This window comes from Kamptonema sp. PCC 6506 (genome assembly GCF_000180455.1).
GTDB lineage: Bacteria > Cyanobacteriota > Cyanobacteriia > Cyanobacteriales > Microcoleaceae > Kamptonema > Kamptonema formosum.
Window position 1 is genome coordinate 75,552 of sequence record NZ_CACA01000349.1, and the last position, 18,013, is coordinate 93,564.

Consider the following 18,013-nt stretch of genomic DNA (forward strand, 5'->3'; position numbering starts at 1 on the left):
ATTTTGTGAACCGCCCTCACCATCAAAAAACATGAGCTACTAGCTATGAGCTTCGCAGCTAACAGCTAATAGCACTTTTCTTTAATTTTTGTAAATCTTCAAGCTACGGTCTAGGCTGCCTCACACATCCTCGCGGGCCTCGTCGTTATTACCCGGAGAAGACTTATAAAGAGCATCCAATTGTTCGCGAGCGTCTTGCACTGAAAGCGATCGCATTACCAACAATGGCTCATTCACAACATTCCCATAATCATCCAATAATTCTGGATGCGGCACTGCTTGAAACCGAGAGGATGATGCGTTATAATTACCACCTCTAAATGGTTGGATGCGCTGAGACTCCATACCCACCGTCAACAAACTGCGGAATAAGTTCCCCACAGCCAAAAAAGCTAGGATCGTGAAAGCCAGGATGTAAAGGACGTGTAACATAATATTCTCCTCCGGGCCAAACAGCCACACAAAAATTTACAAAAGTGTTTGAGCAAGGAATAACTTATTAACTGGAAATATTTTTGAGATTGTCCGCATCTGCGATCGCCATCTTCTTAATTTAGAAGCAAGCGGGCCAGAGTTCAACTCTCACTATATTTTTCCAGGTTTAGGAAACTGCTCTCAGCGAAAGCACATAGCAACTTGCCAGCATTCAGTCAGCAGTTTATGCCAAGGTATGAGCACAGCCGTTTCACCTCAACTTCACCTTCAATTGCTTGAAATAGCACCTGTGCATGACTTACTTCTTGCTGAGCCTGTCTTACCCTGGCGAGTAAGTCACATTGCTCCTGAGAACCAAAAAAAAGAATATCCTCAGTTTTCAGGAGGTCGATTGAACGCTCAAACCAAGACCAAAAATCCTCTAGTAGCTGTGGCAGCAAGGCTTTGAGCAATTGAGTTTCCGGCAAGTTGGGATTAACCATTCATTAAAATCAACTTATCTATCTATTTTAATCTTAACGCAATTCACATTTTTTAATATTTATTTAACAAAGTTTCAATTTTTTCGCCTGGGGAAATGTTGAATTTTGAATACCCTAATAATTCTCCCCCGCCCCCCCGCCCCCCTGCCTTCTTCCTTAATTGAGCGACAAATGGGGCGATTTCAAGTTCTCAGTGCTTGTTTTGTGGCTTTTGCTCACGGCTCGAATGATGTAGGGAATGCTGTAGCACCCTTAGCTGCGATCGCCTACATTCGCCGTACAAACTCCATTCCTATAAATGATTTCAATGTTCCCCTATGGATTCTAGTGCTCGGAGGTATCGGCATTGTCACAGGCTTAGCCATCTGGGGCAAAAAAGTGATTGCTACCGTTGGCGAAGGCATAATTGAACTACAGCCTAGTGGTGGCTTCTGTGCAGAATTAGCTACCGCCACTACAGTTTTAATCGCTTCCCGCTTAGGTTTGCCCGTTTCTACATCCCATGCTTTAGTCGGTGCAGTCGTAGGAGTGGGACTTGTTAGGAGTTGGAAATCAGTACAATTTCAAACTTTGCAGTCAATTGGCTTAGCATGGGTAATTACCATCCCGATCGCTACGGCTTTAGCGGCTGTTATTTTCAGCCTAACTCGCCTCTTTCTAGGTCTTTAATACTGATATTGCCCAAAGGTTTAAACTCCTGGCGGGTCTAAGTCCTCTTTGCTGTTACCTTAATTGGGATAAACTCTTTATGGCAATAGTTTCCAGGCGGTATCAGCGCCCCAGTTGGTGTTGTAAGATGGCTTCTAATTCCGTAAAGTGTTCTTGAGGCGATCGCAAATCTTTAAATCTCCAATCACGCACTACTATTAGATCACGTCATCATAACTTCCTTCAAAATGGAAACCCATTGCCTTTAGGCGTGGATGATGATGTAAATATCACTCCTTAAGGTCAATCGCTAACCGCTAACCCTCGTAACGACTATAGCGGCAAGTTGAAACAGCCTAATCGATCAAAATCAAAATTAATTCACTGGTATTTTGGATTTGATTTGCCAAAATACTAGGAATAATGAACAAGCAGATAGATTAGAGGTTACAGGCAAATGGCGCAACGGGACAAGCAACCGCTCAGACCCGGAGCAGGGGATGCAACATCGGCTGAAGAAGTCCTGAATTCTGTGATTCAGGAACTAGAAACTCTACATCAAAATGTTAGAGGTCAATTAGCCGAAGACATAACCCGGCTCCAAACAGAGAAAACGAGCTTGATTGAGGATATTGACAGACTGCGGGATCAATACCGCCAATTGCAGTCGCAGCAAGTCGAAACCCTCTCTCAGCGATACATATACCAGCAGCAATTGTGGCTTAAGCAGTTGGCTCAAGTTTTGGCCAATAACTTGCAAGAGTTGCTAGTGCAACGATTTAACGAACTCAGTGCCAATTCTGTACAGGGAATGAATCTGGCTATCCCCAGTGGGGAGTTCCCGACTCCAATTCTGGTGAATAACTATAATGAACGAGCCACGGAGTTACTGGCTTCGCTAGATGCGAGTGTCAACAGGACTTTCGATATGATGGATCGGGATTTGAGCAGTTATGAGAGTAGCTTGTCTCAACGACTCAGAAATATGGAAGGTATGGAGCGCCAAGGGGAGGCTCTGTTGGAGACTCTGGTTAACCGCCTCCGAGTGGAACTCCAAGAGGAAGTTGATGCAACTTTCGATCCGAGAGATTACGACAGTACGGATACGACTAACTCATTACATCCCGAACCACCTTCTCCTCCAATTCGGAAGCCTTTACCAGAGCCGACTTCGCCGCCACCTGCTCCTGCTCCAGCGAAACAACCGGCTTCTCAAGTTCAGGTAGGTTTGTTGCTGGCTTTAATTTCGGCGGTGGTGCTATCGCTATTTAATGTTTCCTTGAAGATTATCCTCAAGGCTAAGGCTCCCCGGATGATTTTTGGGTTATTCCAGGTGCAGGGTGTGGTTTCTCCTGGTTTCGGAAATTCGCTGTTGATTCTGTTGATCCGGTTGATTGTGGTGATGGCTTTGATGCCGATTTTGGCAACTTTCCTTTATCCGTCGGTGTGGAAGGATTTAAGGCGGTTTATCGATAATGGCGATCGCGATTTGTGGACTAAGGTTTTAGGTAGTGCTTTCTTTTTGTTTTTGTCTCAGGTGTTGATCTATATCGCGATCGGCAATATCCCGACGGGGGTGGCGATCACGATTTTCTTTATTTATCCGATTGTAACGGTGCTTGCTTCTTGGGGACTATTTGGCGATCGCCCTACGGTACTTCGCATTTTAGCAATGTGCGTGATTAGTGGCGGGTTATTGTTAGCAGCGGTTCCTAGTTTTGGTCAAAAGGCTATTGGCGATGTTGGTTTAGGGGTGGCGGCGGCTGTAGGTGCTGGCGTTACTTTTGCTGGCTATGTGTTGTTGACGCAAATGGCCGCTGGGAAACTGCACCCGATTCCTTTCAGTTTGGTTAATTTTGCAGCTATCTTTGTCTTTTCTGCTGTCAGTTTAATACTGTTACCTTTGGGCATTGGGATGGGATTGCCCACAAATTTAGCTGTTTTTGTCGATCCTAATGTCTGGAGTGGGCTGCTTTTTGGCGGTTTCCTTTTAGGGGTGCTGACGCTATTTAGCTATTTGTTGAATAACTTTGCAATCCGTTTTGCGGGTGCGGCGTTAGCGTCGGTGATTGGAACTTTAGGCCCGGCGTTGACAGCTTTGTTTGCTTTGGTGATTATTAATGAGAAAATACCTTTCATCCAGGTTTCGGGATTAGCACTCGTAACTTTGGGTGTTGCTGGTATGAGTCTTGAAAGAATGCTTATGCCGAAGAAAACAACCTGAAGCTATAGCAACCGCTTTCAGCGGTTAGGGGCTACGATGCTCCGATGCTCAGGACTAGGGAAGAAGAGGAAGAAGGGAATAGAATTAAGGGTTTGAGGAAACTAGAATGTCCTAACCACCTTGGCGGTTGCTATATATTGCTTTAAGCAGGACTTACGCACCCAACCAAGGAAACCGGGTTTTTTACGAAAATACTTCGCCCGTACCCACAGATGCCTCAAAAACCCGGTTTCTGGGACTCCCTGCGTAAGTCCTATTTCAGTTGCGATCGTTATCAAGGTTGAAAGTTTAAGGCGCAAGCTGATGACTTTCAACCTTTAATTTTATAGCCGAAGGAAGAAGGAAGAAGGAAGAAGGAAGAAGGAATGTTTGCGAAACCCATCACCACAGTTAACAGTTAACCGTTAACAGTTAACTGTTAACCAAATATGAACACCAATCACTCCAACTACCGGCATAAAGTTTAGCATCGCGAATACCTGCTATTTCTAAAGATAAAAGGTTGACGCAGGCTGTCACGCCGGAACCGCAATATACGATGATTTCTTCTGCTGGTTCTATTTGCGCCCACCGCTGTTGCTGTTCTACTTGCGATCGCGCTTTCCCTCCCTCTCCTGTCACTTCTTGCCAAGGGTAATTTACCGCACCGGGTATATGTCCAGCTATGGGGTCTATGGGTTCGCGCAGTCCTTGATAGCGATCGCTTTCTCGCGAGTCTATTAATACTACTCCCGGTTGGTCTTTGCGTGTTTTTACGGTATCAATGTCTACTACCCATCCTGGTTGTAGCTGCGGGACAAAGTTTCCCGGTTGGGGTGTTGGTAGAGTATCAGATGTGGGATATCCGGCTGTTTGCCACGCGCTGAAGCCACCATCAAGAATAGCGACGCGATCGCACCCCATGTAACGCAATAGCCACCACAAACGCGCAGCGAAGGCAAATTTGGAGTCATCATAAGCGACAATTAAGGTGTCGTTGGTAATGCCGATCGCGCTTAATTTTTCCGCTAATTCTGTTGGGTTAGGTAAGGGATGTCTACCGCCATGTTTGCTAACTGGACTGGAAAGATCGCGGTTAAGGTCTAAATAGAATGCTCCAGGGATATGATTTGTTTTATATTGTTGTTGTCCTAATTCTGGATCTGCCAGGGAAAAACGGCAGTCAATAACGATAACTTTCGGGTCGTCTAGATGTGCGGCCAGCCATTCTGGGGAAACGATCGAGTTTATGTCTTGCATAGTTAATTTGTCAAAGTAAATGATGATTTAATTTTAAAATGCTGTGGTTATAAACTATTGCTGAAACTGGGATAATAACCAGCAAACTACCTGACTTTGATTCATCTGGCGAGTGCGCTGTAAAGCTTCATTTAGAAGCAAATAGGTAGTTTTGTCGTTAATTCACTCATCGTTGTCTCTTTCTATTGATAATATTATTTTTGGGTGGTTTTGGTTTTGCAGATTCTTGAGCATAAGCCAGATTTTTTTGATACTCAATGGCTTTTTTCTGAGCTAATTCATAATTCGCACTTTCTGGTGGTACTTTTTTCATCATTGTAACTGCTTCCTGCCACTGGCTTGCTACTAAATTCCATTCTTCCTCTGTTTCCGCTGATTGAGCTAGTTTGGAGGCATTGATGGCAATGTTAACTGCGTTTCGGAAAGACTGAGACTGTGATGGCTTTGGCGCGTTGGTAGCGGTTTGATTGCTAGCATTATCTGCTTTTGTTTCGGTTACAGCTAGCATCTTATTTACAAATACAGCGACGGAAATCCCTAAGATACCGATGACCAGCCCAACTATAATTGTAGTAGTTTTCATTCGGTCTTCACCGATTGGTTCTGGCTGTTTTACTTCTGGGTAGCTAGTAGGTGCTGCTGACATTAGTTCTGGATTTGGGGCTGGTTCGGGGGGAAATGTTAGCATTGAATAGCTGCCTACTTCTAAGCCAAATCCTTGACTCCAGGCTGGAGAATCGCTCCCTCTTTTTTTACCTTCAACTTTTGCTCTTTGAATTGAATCTGGTTCTATGTTTGTGAGTTGGTTGCGGACAAAATCAATGAGTTCGTATCGATCGGGTACTTGCTCTGATTCTAGCATTACTTCTAAGCAGCCATTGGTCAAGTTGGTGGTGAGGGTAATGCCTTGAGGTTCTAGCTGTTGATTGAGCAGAAATGCGATCGCTTCTGGGTTTCCCTGTTTGGCAAGTGCTTGATAATTAGGTTCGTTCATGGCTAAGAATTTGGTAATTGGTAATTGGTAATTGGTAATTGGTAATTGGTAATTGGTAAGAAAGCTGGAATTTCCCAGTCTTCAATCCTTGGTTCCCAATCCCCAATCTCCGTTACCCTAGTTTTTAGTATGAGATATAGCAACCTTATTGGCAGTTAGGACACTTGCTTATTGCCGAAACTCGCTGATTCTATTCCCTTCTTCCCCTAGTCCCTAGCCCCTAGCCCCTAATCCCTAACTATATACAGAAATGTTATAAGATATTAATGAAAAATAAAAGCTCAAGGATGCAAAATACCAGTGCCTTTACACCACAACTAACGGCTGATGGCTCTTTTACGTTCTTTTCACTAGAATTTGGGGAAGCTTTTCATAGCGATCGGGGTGCTAAACAGGAAGCTGAGCTTAAATTTGTGGGCCCTCTCCAACTCAGAGCCAAAGCTACACGACCGACACTGGTTTTGCTTGACGTTTGCTATGGATTGGGGTATAATACGGCGGCAGCTTTGGGGGCGATTTGGGAAGTTAATCCCCATTGTTGGATAGAATGGATCGGTTTGGAGTTAGATCCCGAAGTACCCAAGGCTGCGATCGCGCATCATCTACTTCAAGATTGGTCAGATCCCATTCCCGCATTGCTGGAGGCTGTAGTTCGCGATCGCGACTTGCAAACCGATAAAATCAAGGCTAAACTGCTGATTGGCGACGCTAGGCAAACCCTCCAGCAAGTAGCAAAATCGGGATTTCAAGCAGATGCAATTTTTCTTGACCCTTTCTCCCCACCCCATTGTCCGCAATTGTGGACTGTTGAATTTTTAGGGTTGCTGGCAAAATGTTTAAAGCCGGAGGGGATCTTAGCTACTTATTCTTGCTCAGCGGCGGCGAGGGTAGCCTTGCTGGAAGCCGGTTTGAAAATTGGTTCAACTCCGCCTGTGGGGAGGCGATGGCCGGGAACAGCAGCAAGCTTTTCTGAGGCTAATTTGCCGGGACTTTCAGAGCAAGAGCGCGAACATTTAGAGACGAAAGCAGGGATTCCCTATCGCGATCGCACTTTGTCCGATACTGCCGAAATTATACTGCAACGCCGTCAGGCAGAACAACTAGCCTCACCCAAAGAGCCATCATCCCACTGGAAAAAACGCTGGGCTAGTTAAATTCTTTTGATTTTATAAAGATTTGGTGACAATGCGATCGCCTATCATCTTAAAATGTGTAAACGCCACATCATCATCTACCAGAAATAGTAAATTCTCCCATGATAGCAATAGCAATTTTAGCCGCTGGGCGCGGTACGCGCATGAAATCTGACTTGCCCAAAGTTTTGCACGAATTGGGAGGGCGATCGCTACTCGATCGGGTGCTTTATAGTTGTATTGATATTAACCCATTGCGGCGCATTGTAATTGTTGGCTATCGGGGTGAAATGGTAAAAGAGTCTCTCAGTGGCGATAGACAACCGGAAACAAAGCCAAAATCTGTATCATTTCCGCCACTGGAATTTGTCGAACAAACTGAGCAATTAGGTACTGGTCATGCTATTCAACAATTGTTACCCCATTTAGAGGGATTTACTGGGGATTTGTTGGTGTTAAACGGGGATGTACCCTTGTTGCGATCGCAAACTATCAAACACATGATGAAAATTCACAAAGAACACCGCAATGCGGCTACTTTGTTGACGGCTCACTTGCCTCATCCTCAAGGATATGGGAGGGTATTTGCTGATAGTCACAATCTTGTCAAACAAATTGTAGAAGACCGGGACTGTACGGCAGCGCAAAAACAAAATCATCGAATCAATGCGGGTGTTTACTGCTTTAATTGGCCAAAATTAGCAGAAATTTTACCGCACTTAAAGGCGGACAACGATCAAAAAGAATATTACCTAACAGATACAGTAAATCACCTCGAACCAGTAATGGCCGTAGATGTTGAAGACTATCAGGAAATATTGGGAATTAATGACCGCAAACATCTAGCAACTGCTTACAATATTTTGCAAAGGCGGGTAAAAGATGACTGGATGGCAAAAGGAGTAACACTGATCGATCCTGACAGTATTACCATTGATGATACGGTAAAATTAGAAGCAGATGTAATTGTGGAACCGCAGACGCATCTGCGGGGAAAAACTGCGATCGGATCTGGGAGTCGCATCGGGCCTGGAAGTTTAATTGAGAATAGTCAAATTGGGCAAAATGTGACTGTACTTTATTCAGTGGTTGCAGATAGCACTGTAGCCAATAATTCTCGGATTGGGCCTTACGCGCATTTACGGGGACACTCCGAAGTTGGGGAAAAGTGCCGTGTAGGTAATTTTGTAGAGTTGAAGAATGCAAAATTGGGCGATCGCACTAATGCGGCCCATTTATCCTATTTAGGTGATGCTACTTTGGGTGAGAAAGTGAATATCGGAGCTGGTACAATTACAGCTAATTATGATGGGGTGAATAAGCATCGGACGAAAATTGGCGATCGGACTAAGACGGGTTCTAATAGTGTGTTAGTTGCACCTTTAACCTTGGGTGATGATGTTACTATTGCTGCCGGTTCTGTGGTGACGGATGATGTTCCCGATGATTGTTTAGTGGTAGCTAGATCTCGGCAGGTTGTGAAACCTGGTTGGCGGTTGCAGAAGGAGGAATAAAGACTGGAAGGAACGGTTAAAATGCGCCGCTAGTAGGTTTTGATGTGGTGGAGAAATAGCCATAATTGATTTTGTTAGCATTCCATCAGGATTAAGATCCTACCTACTATTAACAACCAACAACTAACAACTAACAACTAACAAATAACCAATGATGAAACAAGTAATCGGCATCGACTTAGGCGGAACAGCAATTAAACTAGGCAGATTCAGTGAAGACGGCACTTGTCACCAATCCTTAACAGTTCCCACCCCACAACCGGCCACACCAGAAGCAGTTTTAGCTGCAATGGCCGACGCAATTACCGAACTGAACCCAACTGCTAACTCTGTAAAAGCAATCGGTGTCGGTATCCCCGGCCCCGCAGACGCAACTGGCCGCATAGCTAGAGTAGCAATTAACCTCAAAAACTGGCATGATGTCCCCTTAGCTGATTGGTTAGAAGCCAAAACAGGTTTACCCACAGTATTAGCAAATGATGCAAACTGTGCAGGATTAGGAGAAGCTTGGTTGGGTGCCGGTCGTAACTTTAAAAACCTAATTCTATTAACATTAGGCACTGGTATAGGTGGTGCAATTATCCAAGATGGTAAACTATTTGTTGGTCATAAAGGAACCGCCGGAGAGTTAGGATTAATTACCATTAACCCCGATGGCCCAGAATGTAATAGTGGCAATCGTGGCTCTTTAGAACAATATATTTCCATCCAAGCAATTCGCCGCGACACTGGTTTAGAACCATTAGAAGTAGCAAACTTAGCAAAGGCGGGAGATGCTACAGCATTAGAATATTGGCAAAAATACGGTCGATATCTGGGTGCAGGTTTAGCAAATTTCCTCTACATTTTAACACCAGAAGCCATCATTATTGGCGGCGGTATTAGTGCTGGTGCAGAACATTTCTTACCCATAGTCAAAGCAGAAATTGAAAAACGAGTCCTCCCCAGTTCCCGTGAAGGTTTACAGCTATTAATCGCAGAATTAGGCAACCAAGCTGGAATTGTCGGGGCAGCAAAGTTAGCAATTGCTAATTGTTAACAGTTAACTGTTAACTGTTAACTGGTAATTGGTAATTGATAATTGATAATTGTTAATTACCTATCCTCCCCATCCTCCCCATCTCCCCCCTCTTCCCATCTTCCCTAGCCCCTAGCCCCTAGCCCCTAGCCCCTCTCCCCTTCTTTAAGGCATAGAGTGACCGGTTGTTTTTTGGATAAAATCGTGAATTTTTTGATAAGCATCCATGCTAGTTTGTGGATTAATTATAATATTAGTTGAACTATCAGGCAACCAAAAAGATAATCGACCATTAGGTTCCCACACAAATGTACTAATCTGACTTAAATCAATTAAGAATTCCTTGCGGTCATAACTAATAGAAACCCACCAACCTTTAGAGGCACGTTCAGTAGTTTTTTTAATATATTCTAAAACTTGCTTATAAGCATCAGCATTATTTTGAGGGCTAAGAATAATTGGCTGACTGCTATTGGGCAACCAAAATGTAATCCGCTTATTGTCAACTTCACTAGAAAACGCACTAATACTCTCAAGCTCGATTAGGTATATGCTGCGTTCATAATTTATTTTAACCCAGTAGCCCACAAGACCTCCTCAAAGCTGTGAGTTCTGGCATTTCAAATGGCTCAAGTAACTCAAAAGCAAGTAAAAAACAGAAGTGGGTGAGAAAATTTCGTTTAGCCATTGACATCGGGGGGAAGACTATTCCCGGTCGTCAGCCATTAGTATTTAGTTTATGCTAACTACCAATGGCTGAGGGGTGACAACTAATAGCTAAGACACCTCAGCAGGGAAATTTAGGATTGATTCAGGGCTGGCATCCTCACTGCCTGTATCCTTCCCAGAGACTATACCATCTATGGTGGCAACCTCTTCTATTTTGCCAGTTCGAGATTCACTTGCCGCCTCAACAAACCCTTTAAACAAGGGATGGGGGGCGGAAGGTCGAGACTGGAATTCTGGATGGAATTGGGTAGCAATAAAAAATGGATGTTTGGGCAATTCAATAATCTCTACTAAGCGGCCGTCGGGAGATGTACCACTGATTACATAGCCTGTCTCCAAAAAAAGATTACGGTAGGCATTATTAAATTCATACCGATGACGATGACGCTCATAAATCACTTCCTGCTGATAGAGTTTGAAAGCAAGAGTATCGGCATTCAATCGGCAAGGATACAAACCAAGACGCATCGTACCACCTAAATCGACGACATCTTGCTGTTCCGGTAATAAATTAATCACCGGATTAGTAGTATCGGGGTCAAATTCAGCACTGTTGGCATTTTCTAACCCCCCGATACTTCGTGCCCACTCAATCACAGCACACTGCATTCCCAGGCACAATCCTAAAAATGGAATTTGCTTGCGTTTAGCGTATTCGATCGCTGCTATCTTACCATCAACTCCTCGAATCCCAAAGCCGCCGGGTACGACAATGCCATTGATATCATCGAAATAGCTTTCGATCTCTCCTGATTCCAAATCTTCAGAATTGATCCAGTGTAAATTAATATCACTGCCGATCGCGATCGCAGCGTGTCGCAAAGCTTCTACCACTGACAAGTAAGCATCGCTTAACCTGACATATTTCCCAACGATCGCAATATCAATTACCTGAGTCGGACTATACATCCGATTTACCAAAGTCTCCCACTGCGTCAAATCCGGTTGTCGTTGTTCTAGTTGCAGCAAATCCAAAGCTTGTTCCGCTAACCCTTCCTTTTCTAGCATCAGCGGTACTTCATAAATACTTTTCGCGTCGTGAGAAGTGATCACGCACTTTTCCTGTACGTCACAGAAAGTTGACAACTTCTCCTTCATCCCTGGTTGCAAAGGGCGATCGCATCTACAAACCAAAATATCAGGTTGAATCCCAATCGATCGCAAACTTCCCACCGAGTGCTGAGTCGGCTTAGTTTTCATCTCCCCCGCCGCCGCAATCCAAGGTACTAGGGTAACATGAATATAAATCACATTTTTGCGTCCCACATCCCTGCGGAACTGCCGAATCGCCTCCAAAAAGGGTTGGGACTCAATATCACCCACCGTACCCCCGATCTCCGTAATCACCACATCGGGATTCGTATTCTTCGCCACCCGGTGAATGCGTTCCTTAATCTCATTCGTAATGTGCGGAATCACCTGTACCGTCCCGCCGTTATAATCTCCCCGGCGTTCCTTATTAATCACCGCCTGATAGCATTGACCTTGAGTGACGCTGTTCAGACGCGATATCGACGTATCCGTAAACCGTTCATAGTGCCCTAAGTCTAAATCCGTTTCGGCACCATCATCAGTCACGAACACCTCACCGTGTTGAAACGGGCTCATAGTTCCCGGATCGACATTCAGATAGGGGTCTAGCTTCAGAATCGAGACAGAATAATCCCGCGACTTCAGCAAACGGCCCAAGGAAGCAGCGACAATCCCCTTGCCAATGCTGGAAACGACCCCACCAGTCACAAACACAAACTTGGTCATAGGATTTTAGCTTTCAACTTTAGATTTTTCTATCCAACTCCCACTCTAAAATCTAAAAGCCAAAATTGGAAATTGTCTAGCGGGGACTGGGGACTGGGGAACCCACCCAATTTGTAGGATGGGTGAAGAGAAGCGAAACCCATCTTACAAATTTTTGTTAACAGTTAACAGTTAACTGTTAAGAAGGTAAAAGATAACAGTTTAAGGCGTTAAATGTACAGAAACATTAGGAGAAATACCCAGCTTAATATCAACGGCAACCCCCTTAAGGGCTTTGAGATTCAATTTCAGTTGTAGATCCCTAGTAATAAGTAAGGCGTTGAGAATTGTCCCCAAAAGTTTGTTGTTGGGATGATCTGCTATCAGTTTTTGTACCGCTTCTTTATTGATCCGCTCTACCGAACCAGAGAGAGTAGTTCTAATCTCTGGTACAAGTCCCATTTCTACCTTAAAACTCTCCACGCTTAAACCCAGACTTTCTGCCATCGGTAAAACTTTTTGATATTCTTCCAGAATGGCATTGAATTGTTCCTGAGCAGCAGCAGAAATTCCTGCAACTTGTTCAGTTAATTTGCCTGTAGCTCCTTGTGCTTTATCTTTCGCACCCTGTATCGGATTGCCTAGATTTTTGATGTCCATGAGTAAATTTTAGAAAAAACGGGGAATTTTTAACTTGTGCTACAGAAGCATCATCACGATACTTATGCAATCAAAAAACTCTACTTTTTAGTATAGAGAATTAAGCAGGAAAAGTCAACTATTTTTGCTAAAATTTGTTACGATCGTTAAATTGGTTAATTTCTCTCGGCAATAGGAGACTCCATCGCCAAGGCGAACCGAATGAGAGAGGCAAAAATAGTTACTACCAAAGGCTTTAGCAAATAAGCGATCGCCCAAACCATGTCTACTATTGCATTTTCCTCCTGCCTCCTGCCTTCTCCTGCCTCCTCCAACTTTAATTGGTATTGGTCAGGAACGTTTTTTTTGTTACCGGGGTCATGGTACGCAGAGTAAACGCTGTCACATCTGCTATAAAAACTGCTATGAAGTTCGCCCCTATTTTCCCAGTCCAAGGGTTGCTGTCCGTAGGCATCGCACTCATCACTGGCATGGGCCAAGGCTCGCGGGCAACAGACTACAAGCCAAATTTTCTCGTTATGTCTAGCCACTATCCCACTCAAATCCCCCTCCGCCTTGCTAGAGCTGATGCTAACTGCTCTGTTAACGGCTCATCTCAGCCTAAATGTCAACCCAGCGGTTTGTACGTCGAAACTCCTGGCAAAACAGAACAAGTTTTTCCTCTCAAGCATACAGAAGTTAAGGCAAAAATTGCCGGCAATATTTCCCGCGTCGAAGTTTCTCAGAAGTTTGAAAATCCTTTTAATGAACCTCTAGAAGCAGTTTATGTCTTTCCCTTGCCGGATGGCGCAGCGGTAGACGATATGGAAATTAAAATAGGTGCGCGGATAGTTAAAGCTGATATCAAACGTCGGGAAGAAGCTCAAGAAATTTACGAACGTGCTAAACAACAAGGTCGCACTGCTGGACTTTTAGAACAAGAACGAGACAATATTTTTACTCAATCTCTTGCCAATATCAAGCCAGGAGAACAGATAGAAGTTACTATTCGCTACACAGATTCACTCAAATTTGAAGGCGGCGATTATGAATTTGTGTTCCCAATGGTGGTAGGGCCGCGCTACATTCCAGGGACACCAATTCCCCCGAAATCGCCCAATTCAGGAGTTAACACAGATCGCGTTCCCGATGCTTCTCGAATTAATCCGCCCATACTGCCGCCAAACACTCGTTCGGGACATGATATCGGCGTTTCTGTAGAAATTGATGCGGGTTTGGCTATTAGCAACGTCCGCTCTACTTCTCATAAAATTGAAACTGCTGCTAGCGGTAATATAGTCCGAGTTCAACTGGGGAATTTAGATACAATCCCTAATAAAGATTTGATTTTGCGCTATCGAGTGGCTGGCGATCGGACTCAGGCAACTGTGCTGACTCAAGCTGACAAACGAGGGGGACATTTTGCCCTGTATCTTATTCCAGCTTTACAGTACAAAAGTAATGAAATTGTGCCGAAAGATGTTGTATTTTTAATGGATACTTCCGGCTCTCAGCAAGGCGAACCTTTGGTTAAATCTAAGGAATTGATGCGCCGCTTTATCAATGGGCTCAATCCTAATGATACCTTTACGATTATTGATTTTGCTAATACTGCTAAAGCGCTTTCCGTTGCACCTCTGGCAAATACAGCAGAAAATAGGCAAAAGGCTTTAGCTTATATCGAGCAACTGCAAGCTAATGGCGGTACAGAGTTGCTAAATGGCGTTCAAGCAGTGATGAATTTTCCCGCCGCTGAGTCAGGAAGATTGCGGAGCGTTGTCTTAATTACAGATGGTTATATTGGCAATGAAAATGAGGTAATTTCCCAAGTACAACGAAGTTTAAAACCAGGAAATAGACTGTACAGTTTCGGGGTTGGTAGTTCTGTAAATCGGTTTTTACTCAACCGTTTGGCAGAAGTGGGAAGAGGCACTTCTGTGGTAATTCGTCAAGATGAACCAACCCAAGATTTAGTCGAAAAGTTTTTGACAGAAATTAATAATCCGGTGTTGACGAATATTGAAATGGTTTGGGAAGGGGGAGGGGAAAAACCAGAGATTTATCCTCTAGTTGCACCCGATTTATTTGCTAATCAGCCGTTAGTTTTGTTTGGAAGAAAGAGCGATCGCGCTAACGGTCAAATCCGCATTACTGGAACGGTAGCTGGGGGGAAACGCTATGAAAAGAGCGTGCCAGTTAATTTTATGGCGGGGGTAGAACTTCGTCAACGGGAGTCAAATCCACCAAGTGCGATCGCAGATTTTGGCAATCCCGCGATCGCGCAACTCTGGGGACGTTATAGAATTAAAGACTTAATGAGTCAAATGTTTGGCGGCGAGACTACATCTCTGGTGGATGCTGTTACTAATACTGCCCTCACCTATCGCTTGCTGTCCCAATATACGGCTTTTGTCGCCGTCAGCGAAGAGGTGCGGGTAGAACCAGATGGAACTCGTCGCCGCGTCCAAGTCCCCGTAGAATTGCCAGAGGGCGTTAGCTACGACGCAGTTATTGAGCCACAGCAGGAGGCGGAAGCCACCAGAGGCGGTGGAGTGCGGAGTTTGGCCGCGCCTGCACCTTATCCTAGTTCCCTACCCATTGCCCCCAGACGGCCGGAAACTACGCAGAAAACCCCCAGTTCTAATGTAGAGGTGGTAACTGTTGAGGGATTGGATGGAAGTGCGATCGCATCTCTAACTCAACACCTGAAAGCGATAAATTTAGTTAACGGAGTCGGCGGCGATATTATCTTGGAGTTATTCGTTAAAGATGGGCGTGTCGATCGCATTGTCTTAGACGATAAAGCTTCGACGCTGCAACAGAAAGATGTTGTTGATACTTTGAAGCGATCGCTCTTTTCTTGGTCATCTCCTGCGGGGTTGCGTGGGACTATTCGCCTTAAATTGCGAATTGTTCCTATGCCGAATTAAAGACAATCAAGCTGAAATATTCTCAAATATTCGGGATCAAATATTCCGGCGATTGAAATCGCAGCTATACAAACAAAGTCCGCCTACGCGGACTAAGAGGTATGTAGTTGCACTGAAGCGCAACTACATACCTTTGTTGATTATAGCAACCGCTTTCGTCGCTTACGGTAACTCCAACTCTGACATCTGGTTCATAATCCTTGATTGTCGTAACCTTTTCTCTCTTCCCTCTTCCCTAGCCCCTAGCCCCTAGCCCCTAGTCCCTAGTTATATTATTTTTTCCAAGGCCACTTAGTCCCCATTTCAGTCATGGCTGAGAAGATGAGATAGATAATTAATAAACTCATACCTACAATTAAGGAAAGTAAATCGTTTTCCATATTGTGCTATAGCTTAGGACGCATCTAATTTTACCACTTGTTATAGAATGGTAGTCAAAGCTCAAGAAATTTGGAGTTAAGAAAATGCGCCTACTACACACGATGTTGCGAGTCGGAAACCTAGAAGAGTCACTGAAGTTTTACACTGAAGTGCTAGGAATGAAACTGCTACGTCAAAAGGAATATCCAGATGGTAAATTTACTCTGGCTTTCGTGGGTTACGGCGATGAATCCGACCACACGGTATTAGAATTAACGTACAATTGGGGTACTGACAAGTACAATTTGGGAGATGCTTACGGTCACATTGCGATCGGTGTTGATGATATTTATGCTACTTGCGATGAAATTAAGACTCGTGGTGGTAAAGTTACTCGCGAACCGGGGCCGATGAAACATGGTTCAACGGTGATTGCATTTGTGCAAGATCCTGATGGATATAAAGTTGAATTAATTCAATTGAAAGCTTAAAACATTGCTGAAAAAGCAATATAGCACCTTTATTCTTTAGTCCGCGTAGGCGGACTTAGTTTGTGTACCCGCGTTGCTTCGCGAATTCTATTCGCCTGGAATGATTCTTTAGCAATTAAGGCTGATGTTCCTGCAACCAATTGGCTAAATCTGCGGCTGATGAAAAATCTAGTAACGCCTCCCCTAAATTTTCTAATTCTTCTACAGATAAAGCTTGAATTTGCTCAACCATTTCCGGTGCGATCGCGCCGATGCGTCGATTCAATTGGCGAGTAAGTAAAGCTGTCTCGCGTTGCTGTGCTTGTTGCAAACCTTGTTGCAAACCTTGTTGCAAACCTTGTTGCAAACCTTGTTGTCTGCCTTCAAGGATGCCCTCTTCGAGAATTTCTTGGTAAATGACAGACTCACGCATAATGTCTCTCCTCAATAGTTGTCTGATTAAGTTTTTTTCAAATCTCAATCCAGCGATTACTTGGGTGCAAGCCAGTAAATCAGCTTGTTGATTGGGTTCATCTATTATAGCAATTCTCTCCGCTATTTGCTGTAGCAAAGTTTGCGGCGAGTTGGTTTGAGATAGGGTTGCTAATGGCAATAATCCGGGGGAAGATAGCAGTAAAGCGGGGTCTTGTTCCCACAGACGAATGACTCGGTAGCCGTGTCTGGTGTTGGTGTCTGTCCACTCGGATACAAAAACTTGTTCTGATGTGGTTTCCTGTAAAAAAATTACGACTTGATAGATGGCGCAGGAGTATTGCCGTTTCAGCCTGACGTAGTAATCTAGCATTCTGAAGGCGATGGTGGGTTCAGAATAGGGACGGGTTTCAAATTCCAGGTGGAGGATTTGGTTATTGGTTTGGAGGAAGACGAGAGAATCGGCGCGGATGGGTTCTTGGATCAGTTCGGTTTTGAGGATTTGAATATTGCCGGATCGATCGTTTGGTAGTAGCCAGTTGACGAAGGCGGCGGGGAATTTTTCGGCTAGGTATTTGCAGGTGTTATCGTAGGCCAAGGAAGGTGGATTGTGCGAGTGGTTTGTAGGATATTGTACCGCTATTTTTGGGGAGTGCGTAGGCGTAGCCAGCCGTAGGCATCCCGTTTTTGAATGGCTGACACTTTATGCCTGATTCAATAAATCTAAAAATTATTGGACAACGCGATCGCTTTCTTTGTTACAACTCTTCAACGAATCAGATATACTGAGATACGACCCGAACGATTCTGAACTCACCCTATTATGCTAAAGACACTTTGGGCGATCGTTCGCCAAGGCAAAATTGAATTGTTGGAACCAACAGAAATTCCTGAAGGTGCAAGAATTTTGGTAACATTTCTACCTGATGATGAATCTGAATTCTGGATTCAGACAAGTCAAGGATCGCTAGATGCAATTTGGGATAATACAGAGGATGATGTTTATGCCCAGTTACTCTAAAAATGACA

15 protein-coding genes and 2 pseudogenes are annotated in these 18,013 nt (G+C 44.3%); 8 read left to right on the plus strand and 9 right to left on the minus strand.

Features of this window, described 5'->3' with window-relative positions:
* Positions 1-120: 120 nt before the first annotated feature.
* Together OSCI_RS24520 and OSCI_RS24525 are read right to left on the minus strand one after the other, a co-directional pair.
* Positions 121-432, minus strand: a complete 312-nt coding sequence (locus tag OSCI_RS24520) for a DUF2973 domain-containing protein (protein ID WP_007357890.1) — start codon at positions 430-432, stop codon at positions 121-123.
* 183 nt (positions 433-615) lie between these two features.
* Positions 616-917 (minus strand): annotated as a pseudogene (locus tag OSCI_RS24525) (DUF2605 domain-containing protein).
* A gap of 153 nt (positions 918-1,070) precedes the next feature.
* Here OSCI_RS24525 and OSCI_RS24530 point away from each other — a divergent pair.
* Positions 1,071-1,586, plus strand: a pseudogene (locus OSCI_RS24530) (inorganic phosphate transporter); the annotation flags it as partial.
* Positions 1,587-2,022: 436 nt separating this feature from the next.
* The gene (locus OSCI_RS24535) at positions 2,023-3,789 is read left to right on the plus strand and encodes an EamA family transporter (protein ID WP_007357895.1); all 1,767 of its coding nucleotides are present in this window, start codon (positions 2,023-2,025) and stop codon (positions 3,787-3,789) included.
* A 411-nt stretch (positions 3,790-4,200) separates the two neighbouring features.
* On the opposite strand, the gene OSCI_RS24540 is transcribed toward OSCI_RS24535, so the two are convergent.
* Positions 4,201-5,028 carry a sulfurtransferase gene (locus OSCI_RS24540; protein ID WP_007357896.1) on the minus strand — a complete coding sequence of 276 codons (828 nt, stop codon included), beginning with the start codon at positions 5,026-5,028 and terminating at the stop codon, positions 4,201-4,203.
* A 166-nt stretch (positions 5,029-5,194) separates the two neighbouring features.
* Complete coding sequence (locus OSCI_RS24545; protein ID WP_007357897.1) at positions 5,195-6,022, minus strand: hypothetical protein; 828 nt, start codon at positions 6,020-6,022, stop codon at positions 5,195-5,197.
* A 287-nt stretch (positions 6,023-6,309) separates the two neighbouring features.
* Here OSCI_RS24545 and OSCI_RS24550 point away from each other — a divergent pair, with 287 nt between their 5' ends.
* The 3 genes from OSCI_RS24550 to OSCI_RS24560 all read left to right on the plus strand — a co-directional run bounded on the left by OSCI_RS24550 (position 6,310) and on the right by OSCI_RS24560 (position 9,708).
* Positions 6,310-7,176 carry a tRNA (5-methylaminomethyl-2-thiouridine)(34)-methyltransferase MnmD gene (locus OSCI_RS24550; protein WP_007357898.1) on the plus strand — a complete coding sequence of 289 codons (867 nt, stop codon included), beginning with the start codon at positions 6,310-6,312 and terminating at the stop codon, positions 7,174-7,176.
* A gap of 101 nt (positions 7,177-7,277) precedes the next feature.
* A complete protein-coding gene (gene glmU, locus OSCI_RS24555) occupies positions 7,278-8,669 on the plus strand; it encodes a bifunctional UDP-N-acetylglucosamine diphosphorylase/glucosamine-1-phosphate N-acetyltransferase GlmU (protein ID WP_007357899.1) in 1,392 nt (463 codons plus the stop codon).
* A gap of 154 nt (positions 8,670-8,823) precedes the next feature.
* A complete protein-coding gene (locus OSCI_RS24560) occupies positions 8,824-9,708 on the plus strand; it encodes an ROK family protein (protein ID WP_019487551.1) in 885 nt (294 codons plus the stop codon).
* 144 nt (positions 9,709-9,852) lie between these two features.
* Here OSCI_RS24560 and OSCI_RS24565 read toward each other — a convergent pair whose 3' ends face one another.
* From OSCI_RS24565 to OSCI_RS31760, 4 genes are all read right to left on the minus strand, one after another.
* A complete protein-coding gene (locus OSCI_RS24565) occupies positions 9,853-10,275 on the minus strand; it encodes a hypothetical protein (protein ID WP_007357901.1) in 423 nt (140 codons plus the stop codon).
* Positions 10,276-10,464: 189 nt separating this feature from the next.
* Positions 10,465-12,174: a CTP synthase gene (locus tag OSCI_RS24570; protein WP_007357902.1), complete on the minus strand. Its 1,710-nt coding sequence runs from the start codon at positions 12,172-12,174 to the stop codon at positions 10,465-10,467.
* A 201-nt stretch (positions 12,175-12,375) separates the two neighbouring features.
* Positions 12,376-12,813, minus strand: a complete 438-nt coding sequence (locus OSCI_RS24575) for a hypothetical protein (RefSeq protein WP_007357903.1) — start codon at positions 12,811-12,813, stop codon at positions 12,376-12,378.
* A gap of 155 nt (positions 12,814-12,968) precedes the next feature.
* A complete protein-coding gene (locus tag OSCI_RS31760; RefSeq protein ID WP_234708821.1) occupies positions 12,969-13,343 on the minus strand; it encodes a hypothetical protein in 375 nt (124 codons plus the stop codon).
* Between OSCI_RS31760 and OSCI_RS24580 the strand changes: the two genes are divergently transcribed.
* Both OSCI_RS24580 and gloA read left to right on the plus strand, forming a co-directional pair.
* On the plus strand, positions 13,332-15,722 hold the full coding sequence (locus tag OSCI_RS24580) for a VIT domain-containing protein (protein WP_234708822.1): 2,391 nt from the start codon (positions 13,332-13,334) through the stop codon (positions 15,720-15,722). The genes OSCI_RS31760 and OSCI_RS24580 overlap by 12 nt on opposite strands.
* A gap of 464 nt (positions 15,723-16,186) precedes the next feature.
* On the plus strand, positions 16,187-16,573 hold the full coding sequence (gloA, locus tag OSCI_RS24585; RefSeq protein ID WP_007357906.1) for a lactoylglutathione lyase: 387 nt from the start codon (positions 16,187-16,189) through the stop codon (positions 16,571-16,573).
* Positions 16,574-16,688: 115 nt separating this feature from the next.
* Here gloA and OSCI_RS24590 read toward each other — a convergent pair whose 3' ends face one another.
* Positions 16,689-17,582, minus strand: coding sequence for a DUF4351 domain-containing protein (locus OSCI_RS24590; RefSeq protein WP_007357907.1), 894 nt, complete (start codon positions 17,580-17,582; stop codon positions 16,689-16,691).
* Between the two features lie 225 nt (positions 17,583-17,807).
* On the opposite strand from OSCI_RS24590, the gene OSCI_RS24595 reads away from it, so the two are divergent.
* Positions 17,808-18,005, plus strand: coding sequence for a hypothetical protein (locus OSCI_RS24595; RefSeq protein WP_007357908.1), 198 nt, complete (start codon positions 17,808-17,810; stop codon positions 18,003-18,005).
* Positions 18,006-18,013 lie beyond the last annotated feature (8 nt).

Coding starts and splice junctions, on each gene's coding strand:
- OSCI_RS24520 (WP_007357890.1), bottom strand. CDS start 432: ATGTTACACGTCCTTTACATCCTGGCTTTCACGATCCTAGCTTTTTTG.
- OSCI_RS24535 (WP_007357895.1), top strand. CDS start 2,023: ATGGCGCAACGGGACAAGCAACCGCTCAGACCCGGAGCAGGGGATGCA.
- OSCI_RS24540 (WP_007357896.1), bottom strand. CDS start 5,028: ATGCAAGACATAAACTCGATCGTTTCCCCAGAATGGCTGGCCGCACAT.
- OSCI_RS24545 (WP_007357897.1), bottom strand. CDS start 6,022: ATGAACGAACCTAATTATCAAGCACTTGCCAAACAGGGAAACCCAGAA.
- OSCI_RS24550 (WP_007357898.1), top strand. CDS start 6,310: ATGCAAAATACCAGTGCCTTTACACCACAACTAACGGCTGATGGCTCT.
- glmU (WP_007357899.1), top strand. CDS start 7,278: ATGATAGCAATAGCAATTTTAGCCGCTGGGCGCGGTACGCGCATGAAA.
- OSCI_RS24560 (WP_019487551.1), top strand. CDS start 8,824: ATGAAACAAGTAATCGGCATCGACTTAGGCGGAACAGCAATTAAACTA.
- OSCI_RS24570 (WP_007357902.1), bottom strand. CDS start 12,174: ATGACCAAGTTTGTGTTTGTGACTGGTGGGGTCGTTTCCAGCATTGGC.
- OSCI_RS24575 (WP_007357903.1), bottom strand. CDS start 12,813: ATGGACATCAAAAATCTAGGCAATCCGATACAGGGTGCGAAAGATAAA.
- OSCI_RS24580 (WP_234708822.1), top strand. CDS start 13,332: ATGTCTAGCCACTATCCCACTCAAATCCCCCTCCGCCTTGCTAGAGCT.
- gloA (WP_007357906.1), top strand. CDS start 16,187: ATGCGCCTACTACACACGATGTTGCGAGTCGGAAACCTAGAAGAGTCA.
- OSCI_RS24595 (WP_007357908.1), top strand. CDS start 17,808: ATGCTAAAGACACTTTGGGCGATCGTTCGCCAAGGCAAAATTGAATTG.